The 19,379-nt window shown below is 67.5% G+C and carries 13 protein-coding genes; 3 read left to right on the top strand and 10 right to left on the bottom strand.

Annotated elements, in window-relative coordinates:
• Positions 1 to 55: 55 nt before the first annotated feature.
• Positions 56 to 3,055 carry a glycosyl hydrolase family 28-related protein gene (locus tag ASE70_RS15490; RefSeq protein ID WP_056506661.1) on the bottom strand — a complete coding sequence of 1,000 codons (3,000 nt, stop codon included), beginning with the start codon at positions 3,053 to 3,055 and terminating at the stop codon, positions 56 to 58.
• A 51-nt stretch (positions 3,056 to 3,106) separates the two neighbouring features.
• Positions 3,107 to 3,352 (bottom strand): helix-turn-helix domain-containing protein, encoded by a 246-nt coding sequence (locus ASE70_RS15485; protein WP_056506657.1) that lies wholly within the window; start codon positions 3,350 to 3,352, stop codon positions 3,107 to 3,109.
• A 261-nt stretch (positions 3,353 to 3,613) separates the two neighbouring features.
• On the opposite strand from ASE70_RS15485, the gene ASE70_RS15480 reads away from it, so the two are divergent.
• Together ASE70_RS15480 and ASE70_RS15475 are read left to right on the top strand one after the other, a co-directional pair.
• Complete coding sequence (locus ASE70_RS15480) at positions 3,614 to 4,966, top strand: GntT/GntP/DsdX family permease (protein ID WP_056506653.1); 1,353 nt, start codon at positions 3,614 to 3,616, stop codon at positions 4,964 to 4,966.
• Between the two features lie 32 nt (positions 4,967 to 4,998).
• Positions 4,999 to 5,676: a FadR/GntR family transcriptional regulator gene (locus tag ASE70_RS15475; protein WP_056506650.1), complete on the top strand. Its 678-nt coding sequence runs from the start codon at positions 4,999 to 5,001 to the stop codon at positions 5,674 to 5,676.
• 124 nt (positions 5,677 to 5,800) lie between these two features.
• Here the strand turns inward: ASE70_RS15475 and ASE70_RS15470 are convergent, their stop codons facing one another.
• Positions 5,801 to 6,316, bottom strand: coding sequence for a gluconokinase (locus tag ASE70_RS15470; protein WP_056506647.1), 516 nt, complete (start codon positions 6,314 to 6,316; stop codon positions 5,801 to 5,803).
• A gap of 275 nt (positions 6,317 to 6,591) precedes the next feature.
• Between ASE70_RS15470 and ASE70_RS15465 the strand changes: the two genes are divergently transcribed.
• Positions 6,592 to 9,567, top strand: a complete 2,976-nt coding sequence (locus tag ASE70_RS15465) for a TonB-dependent receptor plug domain-containing protein (protein ID WP_056506642.1) — start codon at positions 6,592 to 6,594, stop codon at positions 9,565 to 9,567.
• A gap of 40 nt (positions 9,568 to 9,607) precedes the next feature.
• Here ASE70_RS15465 and cobA read toward each other — a convergent pair whose 3' ends face one another.
• The 7 genes from cobA to ASE70_RS15430 form a co-directional block, all read right to left on the bottom strand.
• The gene (cobA, locus tag ASE70_RS15460; protein ID WP_056506639.1) at positions 9,608 to 10,402 is read right to left on the bottom strand and encodes a uroporphyrinogen-III C-methyltransferase; all 795 of its coding nucleotides are present in this window, start codon (positions 10,400 to 10,402) and stop codon (positions 9,608 to 9,610) included.
• On the bottom strand, positions 10,392 to 12,980 hold the full coding sequence (locus ASE70_RS15455; protein ID WP_056506636.1) for a nitrate reductase: 2,589 nt from the start codon (positions 12,978 to 12,980) through the stop codon (positions 10,392 to 10,394). Before ASE70_RS15455 ends, cobA begins: the two co-directional genes overlap by 11 nt.
• A gap of 151 nt (positions 12,981 to 13,131) precedes the next feature.
• Positions 13,132 to 13,470 (bottom strand): nitrite reductase small subunit NirD, encoded by a 339-nt coding sequence (gene nirD, locus ASE70_RS15450; RefSeq protein WP_200909443.1) that lies wholly within the window; start codon positions 13,468 to 13,470, stop codon positions 13,132 to 13,134.
• On the bottom strand, positions 13,467 to 15,953 hold the full coding sequence (gene nirB / locus ASE70_RS15445; protein ID WP_056506632.1) for a nitrite reductase large subunit NirB: 2,487 nt from the start codon (positions 15,951 to 15,953) through the stop codon (positions 13,467 to 13,469). The genes nirD and nirB overlap by 4 nt, the downstream gene beginning before the upstream one ends.
• A 29-nt stretch (positions 15,954 to 15,982) precedes the next feature.
• Complete coding sequence (locus ASE70_RS15440) at positions 15,983 to 17,221, bottom strand: nitrate/nitrite transporter (protein ID WP_056506631.1); 1,239 nt, start codon at positions 17,219 to 17,221, stop codon at positions 15,983 to 15,985.
• Between the two features lie 332 nt (positions 17,222 to 17,553).
• A complete protein-coding gene (locus tag ASE70_RS15435) occupies positions 17,554 to 18,765 on the bottom strand; it encodes a CmpA/NrtA family ABC transporter substrate-binding protein (RefSeq protein WP_056506627.1) in 1,212 nt (403 codons plus the stop codon).
• Positions 18,765 to 19,343, bottom strand: coding sequence for an ANTAR domain-containing response regulator (locus tag ASE70_RS15430; RefSeq protein ID WP_056506622.1), 579 nt, complete (start codon positions 19,341 to 19,343; stop codon positions 18,765 to 18,767). Before ASE70_RS15430 ends, ASE70_RS15435 begins: the two co-directional genes overlap by 1 nt.
• Positions 19,344 to 19,379 lie beyond the last annotated feature (36 nt).

Raw genomic sequence — 19,379 nt, 5'->3', positions numbered from 1 at the left:
AATGCGGTTGGGGCCGGTCGGCCGACCCGATGATGCCAACCGGTCGATCCGCGTTTCAGATGCCGACCGAATACAGGGCGTGGTGCGCGAGGATGTAGAGCGTGCGCCGGTCCGGTCCGCCGATCAGCAACTGGAGCGGACGCTCCGGCACGTCGATGCGGCGTAGCTCGCGACCGTCCTTGTCATAGACCCAGATCTGTCCGTTCGCGACGTAGAGTTCGCCACCGGCACCGCGTGCCACGCTTTCGCCGCCGCGTGGTGCGACCACGCGAAGATCGGTCAGCGCCCCGCCACGCGTCACCGCGCCGCTATAGGTCAGATTCTCGGACGCGTTGGTCAGGTACACACGCTCGCCCACGCGCGCGGTTACCAGCCCGTAGCTGTCGAGCGTATCGGACCAGCGCCAGCCCTGATGATCGTCCGGCCCCTGATTCCACACGCGGAATGCGGGAATCGCGACCGACCCGTCGGGCGATACATAGGCCTGACGCTTCGCCTCGCCCATCTTGTCGGTGAAGAAGAACGACAGCGGCGGGAAGGCGTAGGTCTTGCGATCGATGCGGTCGGCGAATTCGCCGTTCGCCCAGACATTGACCGGCAACGCCATCGCGCTGCCCGCGCGCGGCGCGGTGGCCGCGATCGTGCGGATGGCGTCGGGTGCCCTGGGATCGATGCTGTAGACGGTGCCGTCGCGCCCGGCCCCCGACAGCACCAGCAGCTGCCCCGACCGGTCGATGGTCAGGTTCACCGGGTCGAGGCTCGCCTGGCTGACCGTGGTCAATCCCTCGGACGGTGACCAGCCATGAATGCGTTGGTGAAAGCGGTCGATGAAATAGAGTTTGCCCTGCGCATCGATCGCGCCTCCTGCGATCGAGTAGAACCCGTCCGCCAGCTTGCGCACACCGGTCGTTGCCGGAACCCCGACGGCCGCAGCCGGGCGCGTGGCGACGGCGGGCACGTCCAGTTTCGCGAATTCGCGCTCGCGCACTTCCTGCCCGGTCGTCAGGTCCTTGATCGCGTTCTCGAACGGATATTTGCTCGCCCGGACGAACGTGCCGCAGCCTTCGGTGTCGCAATGGGCATAGGCGCTTTCGGCATTCACATGGACGTTGCGGAAGCGGATGTCGCCCGAATTGAACAGCCGGACGGCGGTGTCCATCGGCTTGGCGGTGCGGGTGACGCGATAGCCGTGATAGTTGGCGAACAGGATGTTGCGGCTGTCGTGGAATTCGGTCGATACCGCATAGACGCCGTCGCGGACCTCCTGTTCGGTCTGGGGGGCCAGAAACTCCCAGTTCTCGACGTTGCGCAGCACGATCTCGTTCTTGAAATGATGTTCGGCCGACAATTCGTAGACGTGGCCGGGGGTTTTTGTGTCGCTGACATAGAAGCCGGTGGAGGCGAGGCCGTTCGGGGTCCAGATCGCGTTGAACGTGCCGCCGCCGCCATCGGTGACCCAGATGCTGGCCTGCTGCCCGTCCCAGCGCGCTTGCGGGTCGATGCCGCCGCCGCTGGCCTTGCCCTGATTGTAGAGCACCGGGCCGTGGATGCGGACGTCGTTGACCATCGACCGTTCGCCTGCGCGCCAGATCAGGTTGGACGCACGCGGGTTCACGCCCCCGGCATAGAGACCGAGCCCATAGACGATCGCGCTGCCGCCGCGCGCACTCTCGACCATCGCTTTCGCGCCGCCGACACCCGCGAAACGGGGCGCGTTGTCGGGCAGATAGAGCTGCGTCTGGTTCGGATGGAGCCCGATCAGGACGCTGTCGAGGCGCAGCTTCAGCGTATCGGTGATGCGGTAGCGGCCGGTCGGCAGATAGACGACGCGGTGGGCATCGACCGCGCGTTGCAGCGCGGCGGTGTCGTCGGTCTGGTCGTCGCCCTTGGCACCGAGCGTTCGGGCGTTCGCCCATTCGCGGACGGGCGGCAGCAGCGGCAATGCCGGCGCGGGGCGTGCCGGGGCGGTGGCGAGCGGCGTCATGGTGATGTCGGTCGCGGTCTTGCCCATCTCGCCGACCTTCGCGAGTTTCAGCCCGTGCGAAAAATCGGCGACGCGCCACTGCGCGCCCTGCCCGCGGATCGTCCGGCCGCTCTCGCGGAACTGCGCGAAGACCGGGGTGTTCACGCCGACCGCATTGTCGAACCCGATTTGGGTGAAGACGCTTTGTTCGCTGGAGATGACGACACCGGCGCGGCTGACATTCTCGAACCGGACGTTCTTGCCCCATAGCGAGTCCGAATAGCCGCGATCGATCTCGATCCCGACCGGCGTATCGCGGATCGCGACGTTCACCAGCGTCAGGTCGACCTCATGCTCGCGGATCGCCGCGTCGCGCTGGCCCGAAAACTCCGAATCGATCAGGGTGAACTGCCATGCCGGCGACGTCTTTTCGGTGACGATGCCGTAGCGGCCGCCGAAAAAGCGCAGATTGTCGGCTTCGTTGCCCGCCTGATAGACGCCGGCAAAGCCCGAGCCGAGGCGGAAATCGATATGGCGCAAAAACCCATGCTGCGCGACGCGGGAGCGTGCCGCGACGGCACCGGCATTGCCGTTGCCGATCTCGAAATCGACATTCGCCAACGCAGAGTAGAAGGTGGTCGAGGTCGCATCGAACACTGCGTCATTGGCCGGAACGCTGGTGGGCGGCGGCACCGGCGGCTTGCCGGCGCGATACTGATCCTCGCCGGTGAAGCTCAGCATGGCCCCGATGCCGGTCGCATAGCCCGGCGTATTGTCGGCAAGGACGAAGACGGGACGCGTCGGCCCGATGCCGAACATCCGCACGCCCGACCGCAGGAACACGGTGCGCGAGATGCGATACCGGCCGGAGGGCAGGAAGACCACGCCGCCCCCGCCGCGCTGCCGGTCGGCGGCGACCGCATCGATCGCCTGCTGGATCGCGGCGGTGTCGTCCGCGCGTCCGTCGCCGACGCCCCGGACCGTCACCGCGCGCGGATCGTCGGGGGCGGTCAGGAATACCGAGGTCGACTGCGCGAGGGCAGGAACGGGCGCGAGCAGGGTCGCGGCGAACAGCAGGCCGTACACCTTCATGGGGGAGGCTCCGTCGATATGGGGTGCCGGGGCGGGTGCCCCGGACGAAGGTCAGGCGGGGTGCGGCACCAGCGACTGCGCCGCGATCGCGACCTGCGTGCGATTCTGCACGTTCAGCTTGCGCATCAACGCCGTCATGTGCGCCTTCACTGTCGCTTCGGCGATGCCGAGGTCGTGGGCGATCTGCTTGTTGAACTGTCCCGAACGGACGCCGCACAGCACCTTCACCTGTGTCGGCGTCAGTCGCACCGCCGTGCCGACGTCGCAGCTTCGCGGCCTCGCCGTGCGGGCTTCCATGGTTGCCCCTGTCATCGCACTCTCCCAAGTGACATCGCCCCGTTATGCCGCGTCGGGCGGTCGCAGGGCGGGTGTGTTTCGTTCCGGTTTCCCCGGAATCGGTTGGACAGGTTTCAGTATGTTCGACTATGACGATCATATTCAAGCGATTTTTTCCGAAAAATCGGTATGATCTGTTGGACAACTCGCACGGCATGACCGCAGCGGGTGCGCTTTGGGGAGGGTGTCGATGCCGCAGCGAAACATGCATGGGGTTGCCCGATGACCGGTGGCAGCGACCTGCGGCTGGTCGTGGCCGCGATCGCCGGTATCGCGCTTGCGATCCTGATGATCGTGCGCGGACGGCTGCACCCGTTCATGGGGTTGCTGTGCGGTGCCTTTGCCGTCGGGCTGCTCGCCGGACTGCCGCTGATCGACATTGCAAAGGCGGTGCAGAAGGGCGTCGGCGACATCATCGGCGGCACCGGGCTGGTCGTGGCCCTCGGCCTGTCGCTCGGCGCGATGCTGCATCTGTCGGGCGCGGCGTCGGCGCTGGCCAACAGCGCGCTGCGGCTGACCGGGCCGCGCGCCGCGCCATGGGCGACGCTGGGCATCGCCATCGTGATCGGCCTGCCCCTGTTCTTCGAAACCGGGCTGGTCCTGCTGCTGCCGATCGTGGTCGCGGCGGCCAAGGCGATGGCGAGCGGGGCAAGCCCGGAAGAGCGCGACGCGGCGAAGCTGCGGCTCATCATGCCCGCGCTCGCCGGGCTGGGCGTGGTCCATGCGCTCGTCCCGCCGCACCCCGGACCGTTGCTCGCGGTCGAGGCGCTGGGGGCCGATCTCGGTCTCACCATGCTGTATGGCGTGGTGATCGCCATCCCGATCGCGATCCTCGCCGGACCGGTGCTGGCGCGGTTCGTAACCCCCGGCATTCGCCTGACCGAGCCGGTGCTGAGCGATCCGGTGATTGATCTGGCCACGCCGTCGCGGGGGCGGGCGTTGTTCATCGTTCTGCTGCCGATCGTGCTGATCGCGTCGGGCGAACTGGCCAAGCTGGTGCCGGCCCTTGCCGACTCGGCGATCCTTGCCGCCGCCGCCAATCCGGTGCTTGCGCTGCTGATCGCCAACCTGATGGCGTTGCCGCTCCTGTTCGGGCGGCGGTTGAGCGAGGCGGCGATCCAGGAATCGATCTGGCACGAAACGATGGGCGCGGCGGGCGCGATCCTGCTGGCGATCGGTGCGGGCGGCGCGTTGAAGCAGGTGCTGGTCAGCGCCGGACTGTCCGACCTGCTCGCGCGGGTAGTCATGATGTATGCGATCTCGCCCCTGCTGCTCGGCTGGCTGGTCGCAGTCGGTATCCGCCTGGCCGCCGGCTCGGCGACCGTCGCCACCATCACCGCCGTCGGCGTCATGCCCGGCGTCGTCGCCGCATCGGGGGCCTCGCCCGAACTGGTCGTGCTGGCGATCGGCGCGGGATCGGTGTTCTTCAGCCATGTGAACGATCCGGGCTTCTGGCTGGTAAAGGGCTATATGGGCACCAGCACCGCCGATACGTTCCGGACGTGGTCGCTGCTGGAAACCGTGATTTCGGTCGCCGGCCTCATCATGGTCGCGGGACTGAGCTACATCATCTGATTCGATCAGCGTGACGGAGAGGACGGGCAGTCGTGACGGGCGAGAGACTGGCGGATCGCGCCTATACGGCGATCGTGCGGATCATCAACGAAGAGCATTTGGCTGCGGGCGACCGGCTGCCGTCCGAAGCGCGGCTGGCAGAGATGTTCGGCATGTCGCGCACCATCGTGCGCGAGGCGCTGGTCCGTCTTGCCGCCGATGGCATTACCGAGGCGCGTCGCGGTGCCGGTTCCTATGTGAAGCGCCGCCCGTCCGAACGGCTCGGCGCGCATGTGCCGCTCGACGGGCTGGCGGCAACGCTCGGCACCTATGAGGTGCGTTTCGTGGTCGAGGCGGAGGCGGCGCGGCTGGCGGCGCAGCGCCGCTCGCACCATGACCTCGACATGATCGAGAAGCGTCTGGCGGCCCTGCGCGGCGCATTGCTGTCGAGCGCCCCGGCGCATGACGAGGACTGGCTGCTGCATCGTGCGATTTCCGAAGCGACCGGCAACGACGCCTTTGTCGAGATTTTCGACAAGCTGCAGGAAGGGGTGATGCGGATTCTGCGCGCCGGGGTCGACATTTCGCGCGCCCGCCCGCCGCAGGTGATCGAGGCGATGATGGAGGAACATGACGCGATCGTCGACGCCATCCGCACGCAGGACGGCGACGGCGCGGCGCTGGCGATGCGCTGGCATCTGTCGCAGGGGCGCAAGCGGCTGATGCCGTAGCGATCGATCGCGGTCCGCAGGCGAATTTCCTCGGCACCCCGCATCACGTCGGGACCTCTGTGAAACTCCTCCGCCGGGGTACGGCTCGGTTTGGTTTGGCGCGCGACGTTCGTACAGGTCTCGATCAGGTCCGGGGTGAAAGGGGGTGGCTGGCGGCGTCACCACCGACGTACCGGAGCACGGCCTCCGCCAACCGTTCGACCGGCCAGCGACAGGGCAGCACCAGCGCGCGCTCGTCCGGCGCGGGGCGTTCGAGCGTGGCGAACTGGCTGTCGAGCAGGCTGGCGGGCATGTAATGTCCCGCGCGCGCGGCCAGCCGTTCGGCGATGGTCGCCCGTTCGCCGTCGAGCAGCACGAACAGCAGCGGCACACCGCTCACGCGGCCGAGGTGCTGGCGATAGTCTCGCTTCAGCGCCGAGCAGGCGGCGACGGCGATGCCATCGTCCCGCACCGCCGCCCCGATCGCCGCGCCGATCCGATCCAGCCACGGCCAGCGATCCGCATCGTCGAGCGGATGACCGGCACGCATCTTCGCGACATTGGCGGCCCCGTGAAACGCATCGCCCTCGAACGCGGCGCAGCCCAGCCGCGTCGCGAGGTGGTGCATCAGGGTCGTCTTGCCGCAACCGCTCACCCCCATCACGACGATCGCACGGTGGGAAAAGGCGACGGCGGGGGGCGATGGTGCGGGCAGGGGGTTCGTCCTTGCTCCCGATCCGGCCGGTGCGGCCGGGGCGGTTCCTGCGCGGTTTCTGCCCGGATCGGAGCGTGCTGACCATCGCGACCTTGGTCGTGGTCACACCCATAAACCGCGACCATGGTCGTAGATGTTACCGCGAACATCATCCGCTATGACCGCTGCAACGGTTCGCACCCGGACGGGTGACGGACCGATCAAGAAGCTTTGGGGGTTGGATGATGGATCGCTTTTCGCCTGATCGCTGCCGTCTGGGCACGAGCCTGTTCGCGCTGGCCTGTGCGCTGGGTGCCGCGCCCGCCTCCGCGCAGACCACGCCAGCCGTGCCGGCCGCTGCGCCACAGGACGTGGCCCTCGAACGCGAGCAGACACCGGAACAGGATGCGGCCGACATCGTCGTCACCGGCAGCCGCATCGTCGCCAACGGGTTTAACGCGCCGACGCCCACGACCGTCATCGGCGAGGAGCAGATCGCCAACAACGCCCAGCCGAACATCTTCAACACGATCCAGCAGCTGCCGTCGTTGCAGGGGTCGACCGGCGCGTCGACCGGAACCTTCAGCACGTCCAGCGGGACGCAGGGGCTCAGCTCCTTCTCGCTGCGCGGACTGCAACCGATCCGCACGCTGACGCTGCTCGACGGCCAGCGCGTCGTCGGTGCCAATGTGACCGGCGTGCCCGATATCAGCATGTTTCCGCAGCTGCTGGTCAAGCGTGTCGACATCGTCAACGGCGGCGCGTCGGCATCCTATGGATCGGACGCCGTCGGCGGCGTGGTCAACTTCATCACCGATACCCGGTTCAAGGGGTTCAAGGCCAACGTCCTTGGCAGCATCACCACCTATGGCGACGACGAGACCGCGCTGGTGCAGGCCGCCTATGGCACGTCGTTCATGGGCGACCGGCTGCACCTGATCGTCAGCGGCGAATATGATCATGAGGGCGGGGTCGGCCCCGGCAATTACGGCACCGACCTTGCCGGCCGGCGCGACTGGCACCGTGCGTCGACGCTGCTGAACTCCGGGATCACCAGCGGACCCGGACCGCAATTCACCTATTCCGACTTCGCGCAGCCCTATCAGTACGCGAAATATGGCCTCATCAACAACGGACCGTTGCAGGGGATCGCCTTCGACGCGAACGGTACGCCGGTCAATTTCAACTATGGGTCGGGGGGCACACCGCTCGGCAATGGCCGCGTCTCGAACTGCTATCCGGGCAATTCCTTCTGCGTCGGCGGGGACCTGTCCGGTGCGCCGGGGTCGAGCGCGTCGCTGAAGTCGAAGCTGGAGCGCATGAACGGCTATGGCCGGATCGGCTTCGATCTCGATGCCAGCAACGAGATCTACGGCACGGTCAACATCGCGCAGGTGAAGACCAGCAACCAGCCGAGCCCGGGCTATAACCGCCCCAACCTGACCGTGCAGTGCGCCAATCCGTTCCTGCCACAGCTGATCCGCGATCGTTGCGTCACCGCCGGCATCACCTCGTTCAACTTCGGGTCGAGCAACGGGCAACTGCCCAACCAGCTCGTCCAGACCGATCGCGACCAGTATCGCTTCGTCGTCGGGGCGAAGGGCAAGGTTGCGGTCGTCGGGACCGACTGGACCTATGACGCCTATTATCAGCACGGCACGACGAAGGTGGCGATCGATGTCGACCGCATCGTGCTGCAACCGCGCTATGTCGCCGCGACCAATGCGGTGGTGCTGAACGGGGCAATCGTGTGCGCCGATGCGCGCGCCCGGGCGCTCGGGTGTCAGCCGATCAATATCTTCGGCGATTTCCGCCCGAGCCAGGCCGCGCTCGACTATCTCATGCCGCAGGCCGGCCCGCTTCAGCGCACCACGCTGAAGCAGGATGTCGCCAGCCTCAACTTTTCGGGCCAGCCGGTCGATCTGTGGGCGGGGCCGCTGTCGGTCGCGTTCGGTGGCGAATATCGCCGCGAATATTACCGGGTCCGCGGCGACGCATACGGCGCGGGCGTGGCCGACGTCAGTCCCAACAGCGCGCTGTACCCCGCCGATCCGCTGCTGAATTCGGCGCAGGGCAGCAATTGGGCGGCCGGCAACTACAAGAACGGGACGGGCAAATACGACGTCCTCGAAGGGTTCGTCGAGGTCAATCTGCCGCTGGTGGACAGCGACGTCGCCGGTCGCGCCAATCTGAACGCCGCCGCACGCCTCACCGATTACAGCACGTCGGGGACGATCTGGGCATGGAAGGTCGGCGGCACCTGGGCCACGCCGTTCGACGGGCTGACGCTGCGCGCGGTCACGTCGCGCGACGTGCGTGCCCCGAACCTGTCCGAACTGTTCGCCGCGCCGACGGTCACCACGCTGCCGAGCTTCAACGATCCGTTCCGCAACGTCGCGGTACAGGTGTTCCAGAACACCGTCGGCAATCCGAACCTGCGGCCTGAAACCGCGCGCGATACCGAACTCGGCATCGTCTATGCGCGGCCGTCGTGGTTGCCGGGGCTGAGCCTGTCGGTCGACTATTACCAGATCAAGCTGAACGGCGTCGTCTCCAGCCTGTCGCCCGACCAGATCGTCCGCTTCTGCTTCGAAGGGGATCAGACGTTCTGCGGCGGTTTCCAGCTGGACGGGCCGCAGGGCAGCAACTTCGTCAATGTGCAGCCGTTCAACCTCGCGTCGTGGAAAACCAGCGGTTTCAATCTGGAGGCCAGCTATCAATGGCGCCAGCCGCTCGGCCTGCCGGGCAACTTCACGATCCGCGCGCTGGGTACCCATGTCCGCGAATTCATTGTCGATGCCGGGATCGCGGGCGTTGCCAAGCGCGACGATGCCGGTGCCAACAGCGGTGCCATTCCTGACTGGAAATGGCTGGCGACGCAGACCTATGACAGCGGCCGGCTGACGCTCACCGTACAGGAACGCTGGTTTTCCGACGGCGTGTTCAACAACAATTATGTCGTCTGCCAGACCGACTGCCCGGTTTCGACCGGCAACTACAACACCGTGAATTTCAACCGGATGAAGGGCGAATTCTACCTCGACCTCGGCGCGTCGTTCAAGATCACCGATTATGCGGTCCTGTATGGCAAGGTCGACAACGTCATGGACAATGATCCGACCCCGTCGCCGCAGACCAACACCGGGCTCGACGTGAACCCGGCGCTCTACGACACGCTGGGCCGTACCTACCGGGCGGGCCTTCGCTTCACCTTCTGATCCGGGTCGGCGTCCGCAATCGTGCGTTCTGTAGGCAGGTTCAGTCCGACGACGTAACGCAGGACAGTCTGGTGGCCGTACCGGGCTGCGCGGCGACCGGCATCGGCGCGGCGACCGCCTCGCCGATCAGCAGCAGCGCAGGGTCGCTGTCGCTGATCGCGTCGACCAGAAAGGCGAGCGCCGACAGCCGGCCGCGGATGATGCGTTCGGTCGGCAGCGACACGTTGACCGCGACCATGACCGGCGTGTCGGCGGCGCGGCCGGCGGCGATCAGTTCGCGGGCGACCTCCTGCGCGGCGGCACGGCCCATATAGATAGCGAGCGTAGCATCGGCGGCGGCCAGCGTCTGCCAGTCGAGGTCGAGCGCCTCTCCGGCACGGGCATGGGCGGTGACGAAGGTCAGCTTGCGCGCAAGACCGCGCAGCGTCAGCGACACCCCGCCCGATGCCGCCGCCGCGCTGGCGGCGGTGATGCCGGGGCAGATGCGGGTGGCGACGCCGTGCGCCGCCAGATGCTCGATCTCTTCGGTCGACCGGCCGAAGATCGACGCATCGCCCCCTTTCAGCCGGACGACGCGCCGGCCGGCCAGCGCGGCGTCGGCGAGCAGGTCGTTGATCGATCGCTGATCCTTCGAATGGCGGCCCGACCGCTTGCCGACGGGCACGCGCGCGACCTGCGCCGGGATCAGGTCGAGCACGCCCGGCCCGACCAGCGCGTCGTAGAACACGATATCGGCGGCGGCGATCAGCCGTTCGGCCTTGCGCGTCAGCAGGTCGGGGTCGCCGGGACCTGCCCCGACCAGCCAGACCATGCCGTGCGGGAAATCATGCGGCATGGGTCGATCCTTTCGGTTGCAGCAGCTTGGCGAGCGCAGGGCGGCACGAGCCGCAATTGGTGCCGGCACCAATCGCCTTGCCGATCGCGGCGACGTCGGTCAGCCGCTGGTCGGCGATGGTGGTCAGAATGGTGTTGAGGCCGATGTCGAAGCAGGCGCAGACGATCGGGCCACGATCGACCTGCACCCCCGGCGCACGGCCGGCGAGCAGGGTCGGGGCCGCACTCGCCTCGGCCAGTTGCGCGACCAGCCAGTCGCGCGGCGGCAGCGATCCGTCGCGGGTGACGAATAGCGCGGCGGCCAGCCGTCCGTCCTGCAGGATCGCGGTGCGGCGGGTGCCGCGCGCGGCGTCGATCGCCTCGATCCGTTCGCCACGCGGGAGCAGCACGTCGAGCCGGGCGGCATCGCCGTCGCCAGCCAGATCCCAGACGGTGCCGCAGGGGACCGCGATGCGCGTCGCCCACAGGCAGTCGGGTCGCGGAGTTTCGTCACGCACGATCAGAAAGCCGCGCCAGTCGCACGCCACCGCCGTGATGCGCGCCGGGGTCGCCTTGAACCCCGGCTGACCCGAAACCGGATCGGCCAGCGGGCGGGGCAGGCGGCCCGAGCGGCCCCCGGTCGAGGTGCGATCGGTCCAGTGGATCGGCACGAACAATTCGCCCGGCCGCTGGGTCGGCGTGACCTGTGCGCGGTACAGGCTGTCGCCCTGCGGCGTCGCGACGCGGGCAAGGCCGCCATCGGCGATGCCGAGACGCTGCGCGTCATCGGGATGGACTTCGACCAGCGGCTCCTCGCGGTGGCGCGCCAGTTTGGGGCTCAGGCCCGTGCGGGTCATGGTGTGCCACTGATCGCGGTAGCGCCCGGTGTTCAGCGTCATCGGCCATGCGTCGAGCGTGCCCGCGACCGGTTTCTGCACGACCGACACCATCCGCGCACGGCCATCGGGCGTCGAGAAACGGCCATCGGCGAACGGCGTCTCGTCCCAGCGGAACGGCTGCATCGCGTCATACTCGGCATTGCCGCGCGCGGCATGGCCGGGCAGCGCGAAGCGGCGCGCGCCGTCATTCTGATAGGTCGACAGCCGGCAATGCTCGCGCCAGATATCGGCGGGCCGGTCATAGGCAAAGGCGCTGCGCCAGCCCATGCGCTGCGCGACCTGCGATATGATCCACCAGTCGGGCCGGGCCTCGCCGGGTAGGGCCATGAAGGCGCGCTGGCGGCTGACGACGCGTTCCGAATTGGTGACGGTTCCGTCCTTTTCGCCCCATGCGGCGGCGGGCAGGCGGACATGGGCATAGGCCGACGTATCGGTATCGGCGATCACGTCGGACACGACCACGAACGGACAATCGGCCAATGCGGCGCGGACGCGATCGGCATCGGGCATGGACACGGCGGGGTTGGTCGCCATGATCCACACTGCCTTGACCCGGCCCTCGCCCACGGCGCGGAACAGGTCGACCGCCTTCAGCCCCGGCGCGGTCGCCATGTTGGGCGCGGCCCAGAAGCGGCCGACCCGCGCGACATGGTCGGGCGCGAAATCCATATGCGCGGCGAGCGTGGTGGCGAGGCCGCCGACCTCGCGCCCGCCCATCGCGTTGGGCTGGCCGGTGATCGAAAAGGGCGCGGCACCGGGCTTGCCGATGCGGCCGGTGGCGAGGTGGACGTTGACGATTGCATTGACCTGATCGGTGCCGGTCAGCGACTGGTTGATGCCCTGGCTGAACATCGTGACGGTGCGCGGGGTGGCGGCGAACCATTCGTAGAAGCGGCGCAGATCGGCGGCGGGCAGGTCGCAGGTTTTCGCGACCGACCACAGGTCATAGCCGTCGGCCAGCTTGTCCCAAAAACCATCGGGCACCGCGACATGCGCGTCGAGATATGTCTGATCGAGCACACCCGTATCGCGGCACCATGCCAGCAACCCGTTCATCAGGGCGACGTCGGTGCCGGGCTTTACGGGGAGGTGCAGGTCGGCTTCGTCGGCGGTTTCGGTCCGGCGCGGATCGATCACGACCAGCTTCGCCCCGGCGTCGCAGCGGGCGCGGATGCGCTGATAGACGATCGGGTGGCACCATGCGGTGTTCGACCCGACCAGCACGATCAGGTCGGCGGCGTCGAGGTCGCTGTAATTGGCGGGAACGACATCCTCGCCGAATGCGCGCAAATGTCCGGCGACCGCGCTCGACATGCACAGCCGCGAATTGGTGTCGATGTTCGCCGATCCGATGAAGCCCTTCATCAGCTTGTTCGCGACATAATAGTCCTCGGTCAGCAACTGGCCGGAGACGTAGAAGGCGACGCTGTCGGGGCCGTGGTGCGCGATGGTGTCGCGGAAGCGTCTGGCGACGAGATCGAGCGCCTTGTCCCAGCTTGCCTGCTTGCGGCCGATCATGGGCGCGAGCAGGCGACCCTCCAGCCCGATCGTCTCGCCGAGATGGGTGCCTTTGGAACACAGGCGGCCGGCATTGGCGGGATGGTCGGGGTCACCGGCGATCGTCGCGGTGCGCGGCCCAACGGGCGTGGCGACGATACCGCAGCCGACCCCGCAATAAGCGCAGGTGGTTTTGACTGTCATCAAATCCTCCCCGCTTTGCGGGGAGGGGGACCAGCCGCAGGCTGGTGGAGGGGCGTTGCCGCAGACGCAACCGCTGCGTACGCGGCGCTCCCCCTCCACCACGCCCTACGGGCGCGGTCCCCCTCCCCATATATGGGGAGGATTTTCCGGTTCACGCCGCCACCTTCAGCGCGCTGGCGCGGCAGATCAGCACCCGCCCGCCGCTGATCTTCACCGGCACCGTCGGCGTACAGCCCTTGTCCTCGCCCATCGCCTCGCCGGTCGCCAGCGCGATGCGCCAGTTGTGCAACGGGCAAGCGACCGCACCGCCATGGACGATACCCTGGCTCAACCGCCCGCCCTTGTGCGGGCAGCGGTCGGCGAGTGCGAAGACCTTGCCCTCGCCGGTGCGGAACACGGCGATATCGTCGCCGCCGGTGACCTGTACGGTGCGGCTGCCGCGCACCGGGATTTCATCGACCCAGCCGATATCGAGCCATTCGCCGATCATGCCATTTCCTCCGTCGCGCGGGTGGGGGTGAAGGTCGCCATCGGCGCATGATGTTCGCGCTCGGCCCCGGCAACGCGCGCCGCCCAGGGGTCGTCCTGCATGAACTGCTGCGAGAACAGGAACCGCGCGGCCAGCGCGTCGCGCCCCGCCGCATCGTCGGCCATGCGCGCGCGGACATACTCGACGCCGACCCGTTCGATCCACGGCGCGGTCCGCTCCAGATAGCGGGCTTCCTCGCGATACAGCTGGATGAAGGCGGCGCAGTAATGCATCGCCTCTTCCTCGGTCGCGACCTTGCACAGGAAATCGGTCGCGCGGACCTTGATCCCGCCATTGCCGCCGACCGACAATTCGTAACCGCTGTCGACGCAGACGACGCCGAAGTCCTTGATCGTCGCCTCCGCACAATTGCGCGGGCAGCCCGACACCGCGATCTTGAACTTGTGGGGCATCCACGACCCCCATGTCATCCGTTCGACCTTGACCCCCAGACCGGTCGAATCCTGCGTGCCGAAGCGGCACCATTCGGACCCGACACAGGTCTTCACCGTCCGCAACGACTTGCCATAGGCGTGGCCGCTGACCATCCCGGCGGCGTTCAGATCGGCCCAGACGGCGGGCAGGTCCTCGCGCTTGATCCCGAAGATATCGAGCCGCTGGCCGCCCGTCACCTTGACCATCGGTGCATCATATTTCTCGACGACATCGGCGATCGCGCGCAGTTCGCGAGGGGAAGTCAGGCCGCCCCACATGCGCGGCACCACCGAATAGGTGCCGTCCTTCTGGATGTTGGCGTGGAGGCGTTCGTTGACGAAGCGGCTTTGCTGATCGTCCTTGTAGACACCGGGCAGGGCGCACAGCAGATAGTAATTGAGCGCCGGCCGGCACGACGAACAGCCATCGGGCGTCGACCAGTGCAGCTTCTGCATGACTTCGGGGATCGAGCGCATGTCCTGGCGGACGATCTCGCGCCGGACATCGTCATGGCCGAAGCTGGTGCATTTGCACATCGTCTTGGGGCCGGCCTGCACCTCGTCGCCCAGCGTCAGCGCGAGGATGGTTTCGACCAGCCCGGTGCACGATCCGCACGATGCCGACGCCTTGCACGTCGCGCGCACCGCGTCGAGGCTGTGCGCGCCCTTGGCGATGCAGCCGACCACCTGTCCCTTGGTCACGCCGTTGCAGCCGCAAATCTCCGCATTGTCGGAGAGCGCCGCAACGGCCGACTTAGGGTCCGCCTGCGCCCCTCCCGAAGCGAAGGCCTGTCCGAAGATCAGCAGATCGCGGATCGCGCCGATATCCTCGCCGCGCTTGAGCAGGTCGAAATACCAGTTGCCGTCGGCGGTGTCGCCGTACAGCACCGCACCGACGATGCGGTCGTCCTTGACCACCACCCGCTTGTACACGCCACGGCTGGCGTCGCGCAGGACGATGTCCTCCGCGCCCGCGCCGCCCGAAAAATCGCCGGCCGAAAAGACGTCGAGCCCGGCGACCTTCAGCTTGGTCGAGGTCACCGATCCGCGATAGCCGCTATGCGCGTCGGTCAGGCCATCGGCCAGCGCGCGGCACATGTCCCATAGCGGCGCGACGAGGCCATACACGTTGCCGTCATGCTCGACACATTCGCCGACAGCGAGGATCGCGGGATCGCTGGTGACCATATGGTCGTCGACCTGGATGCCACGCCCGACCGCAAGGCCGGCCGCGCGCGCCAGTGCCACCGACGGGCGGATGCCGACCGCCATCACGACGAGCGAGGCGGGGATCAGCGTCCCGTCCTTCAGCCGGACGCCCTCGACCGCGTCGCTGCCGACGATCTCGGCGGTGTCGGCCCCGGTCAGGATCGTCTGGCCGCGTGCTTCCAGTGCGGACTTGAGCAGCCAGCCCGCCGCTTCGTCCAACTGCCGTTCCATCAGCGTCGGCATGATGTGCAGTACGGTGACCTTCATGCCGCGCAGCGACAGGCCGTGCGCCGCCTCCAGCCCAAGCAGGCCGCCGCCGATCACCACCGCGCTGCCACCCTTTTCGGCGGCGGCGAGCATGTGGTCGACATCCTTCATGTCGCGGAAACCGATGACGCCGGGCAGGTCCTTGCCGGGCACCGGGATGATGAACGGATCGGACCCGGTCGCGATCAGCAGCCGGTCGTAACCGGTGACCCGGCCCGATCGCGCGGTCACCGTCCTGGCCGCGCGATCAATGGCGACTACAGGATCGCCCGCGACCAGTTCGATCGCGTTCTGTGCGTACCAGTCGGCGTCGTTGATGACGATCTGTTCGAACGTCTTTTCTCCGGCAAGCACCGGCGACAGCATGATGCGGTTATAGTTCACATGCGGTTCGGCACCGAAGATGGTGACGCGGTACCGGGCAGGGTCGCGGGCCAGCAGTTCCTCGACCGCGCGGCATCCGGCCATGCCGTTGCCGATCACGACAAGGTGTTCGCGGGTGTCGACGCCGGGGGTGAGAGGTTCGTGTTTCATCGATGGGGTCCGTGGCAAGTGGATGGGGTTCAGATCCGGACGCCGTCGGCGGCGGTCCATTCGCGACGCCAGCGGCCCTTGACCATGGTCAGCGTGGCGAAGGCGATCAGGGCGAGCGTGGCGAAGATCAGGAACCCGCTCTGGAAGCTACCGGTCAGTTGCTTGGCGAGGCCGAGCGAGGAGGCGAGGTAGAAACCGCCGATCCCGCCGGCCATGCCGACCAGCCCGGTCATCACGCCGATTTCGGCGGCGAAACGCTGCGGCACCAGCTGGAACACCGCGCCGTTGCCGGTGCCGAGTGCCAGCATGGCGAGGACGAACAGGGTCAGCGCCGCTTCGACGCTATCGGCCTGACCGACGCCGGCCAGCGCGGCTGCGGCGACGACGAACACCACCGACAGCGCCTTCACGCCCCCTACCTTGTCGGCCAGCGCCCCGCCCATCGGCCGCACCAGCGATCCGGCAAAGACGCAGGCGGCGGTGCAATAGCCGGCGGTGATGGTGGTCAGCCCGAACCGGTCGGTGAAGTAGATCGGCAGCGAGGCGGCGAGGCCGACGAACCCGCCGAAGGTGACGGCGTAGAAGCCCATCAGCCACCACGCATCGCCCTGCTTCAACGGCAGGAAATACTCGGTCAGCTTGCGGGCGGGCGGCGCGTTCGGCGCGTCCTTCGCCATCACCATATAGGCGACGAACACCAGCGTCAGGGGCAAGCAGGCGAGGCCCAGCACCGCATTCCACCCGAACAGCTTGGCCAGCGTCGGCGCGAACAAGGCGGCCAGCACCGTGCCCGAATTGCCCATGCCGGCCAGACCCATCGCCTTGCCCTGATGCTCGGGCGGATACCAACGGCTGGCGAGCGGCAGGGCGATCGCGAAGCTGGCTCCTGCGAACCCCAGGATGACGCCCAGCGCGAGCGTGCCGGCAAAGCTGTTCACCCCCAGCGTCCATGCGCTGAACAGTCCGGCGATGACGATGATCTGGCTGATCGCGCCGGCGCGCTTCGGCCCGATGCGGTCGACCAGCAGGCCGTTGACGACGCGCAGCAGCGCCCCGGCCAGTGTCGGCACCGCGACCATCAGACCCTTTTGCGCCGGGGTCAGCAACAGCGTCTTGGCGATGTCGGGCGCGAGCGGGCCGAGCAGCACCCACACCATGAAGGCGAGGTCGAAATACAGGAATGCCGCGATCAGCGTCGGCGTATGTCCGCTGGACCAGAAGCTGTCCGGTTTGGCGGCGGTATCGTCTTTCCAATAGGCGGTAGCCATGGCAGTTCCCCGAATGCGATGGACAAAGAAAAAGCCGCCCCGACGCGGCCCTGTTCGGGCGCATCGGAGCGGCTTCGTTGCCGTGTGGCGATCATCGATCGCCCGACGCTATCGGTCCCGCCGTTGGAACCGGTTCGCGCTTATATCGTGCCCGACGCCATTGCCGGACCCTGCGAAGATGACCGATTCGCTACGATCATGCAAGGCATTTCGCAGTGCAGCATAATTTGCGACGAACGGAGTATGTACTCGGGTCGTCGCACTTTACGCGTGCCGGCAAAACCCGATACGTGTAACCTTCGCCAACTTCCGCGCGCCGACGCCCGATATCGTCATGGCAGCGCTCGCAAATACCCCGCGATATCGTCGGGATCGAACGACCGCCCATCGAAGAACGGATCGCTGCCGAGCATCAGCCGACCCTGGGTCGAACCGGCCGCGACGGTCCCGCCGATCGCGCCTTCCAGCTTCGAACTGGCACCGGGCAGGGGGGCACCCGACCCGGCCAGTGCCGCCCGGTACAGATCGGGGCGGAACGTGTTTTGCGCGATCCGGGCTTCGTCCGCCGCGACCGGCGTGCCGTCCCACCGCACCATCTGCGAATACAGCCACGCCGCCTGACTTCGCCACGGGAAATTGGCCGCCTCGCGATACTGGAACATGAAGTCGGGGACGTGAAGCGGCTCGGCACCCGCCACCACCCGCACCCGGTCGCCGATGGCGCGCGCGATCGGATCGACCGGCGCGTCGAGATAGTCGGGACGGGCGAGGATCGCCGCGCTGGCGTCGCGCGTCGCCGGATCGATGAAGTGCGCGGCGGCAGCGTGGAGCGCGCGGATCAGCCGCTGCACCACCTCGCCGTGCTCGCCGACCGTTTCCTCGCGCAGCGCCAGCACCTTTTCCACGCCGCGCCGCCAGATCTGGGCGGTGACCAGCGCGATCCGCCCCACGCCGCGATCGACCGCGACGCTGTTCCACGGTTCGCCGACGCAGATGCCGTCGACCTCGCCCACCGCCAGCGCATCGGCGGCAAAGGTGGGGCCGATGGTAACGATCTCGACATCCATGTCGGGCCGGATACCGACCGCCGCCAGCCAGTAGCGCAGCATGTAGTTATGGCTCGAATAGCGATGCACCACGCCGAAGCGCAGCCGCCGCCCCGCCGCCATGCGCGCCGCCGCCACGACCTTCAGTCGCGCGCCGAGCGTCACCGGATCGCCCAGACCGTCACCATCCAGCACCTGTTGCGCCAGCGGCAGCGCCAGCGTGATCGCATTGCCGTTCAGCCCCAGCACGAACGGCACCGCCAGCGGCACCGCCGGCCGCCCGCGTCCCAGTGCGGTGGCGATGGCGAGCGGCGCGACCATGTGCGCGGCATCGGTATGGCCATAGAGCAGCCGGTCGCGCACCGTCGCCCACGTCGTGTCGCGGACCAGTTCGATCTCCAAGCCCTCGGCTTCGGCAAATCCCTGTTCGCGGGCGAGGATGGGCAGCGCGGCATCGACCAGCGGCAGGAAACCGATGCGGATCTTGTCGTGCGCCATCACAGCCCTCCCATCAATGCGTCGCTGGTCAGGATCGCGTCTGCAATCTCGGCGATCCGCCGGTTCGACCGCATCGCCTGTGCGCGCAGCAGCGCGTAGGCGGCGGGTTCGTCGATCCCGCGCCGTTTCATCAGGATCGCCTTCGCCTTGTCGATCGTCGTCCGGTCGGCCAGCGCGCTCTTCGCCTCGACCAGTTCGGCCTGTAGCCGCGCGAACGCCTGAAACCGGCGGATGGCGAGGTCGAGGACCGGCTTGATCCGCTGTTTGGCGAGGCCGTCGACGATATAGGCCGATACGCCGGCATCGACGGCGGCGGCAGTCGATTCAGCATCGCTCTGGTCGACGAACATCGCGATCGGACGCGATATCGCGCGCGACACCGCGAAGAATTCCTCCAACTCGTCACGACTTGGGTTTTCGAGGTTGATGAGGATGACCTCGGCCGCCGCCGCCTCGACATCGGCGACCAGCCGGCGGGTGCCGTCGATGATGACGATATCGTCCAGCCCCGCCTCGCGCAGGCCGTCCGAAATGATCGCGGCGCGTGTGGTGCTGGTGTCGATGATCGCGATCCGCATGATCCCGCTACCCCCGAAGCTGACGCGCGGCCTGTG

Source organism: Sphingomonas sp. Leaf22, assembly GCF_001421715.1.
Classification (GTDB): domain Bacteria; phylum Pseudomonadota; class Alphaproteobacteria; order Sphingomonadales; family Sphingomonadaceae; genus Sphingomonas.
This window is presented reverse-complemented; position numbering and strand designations above follow the sequence as displayed.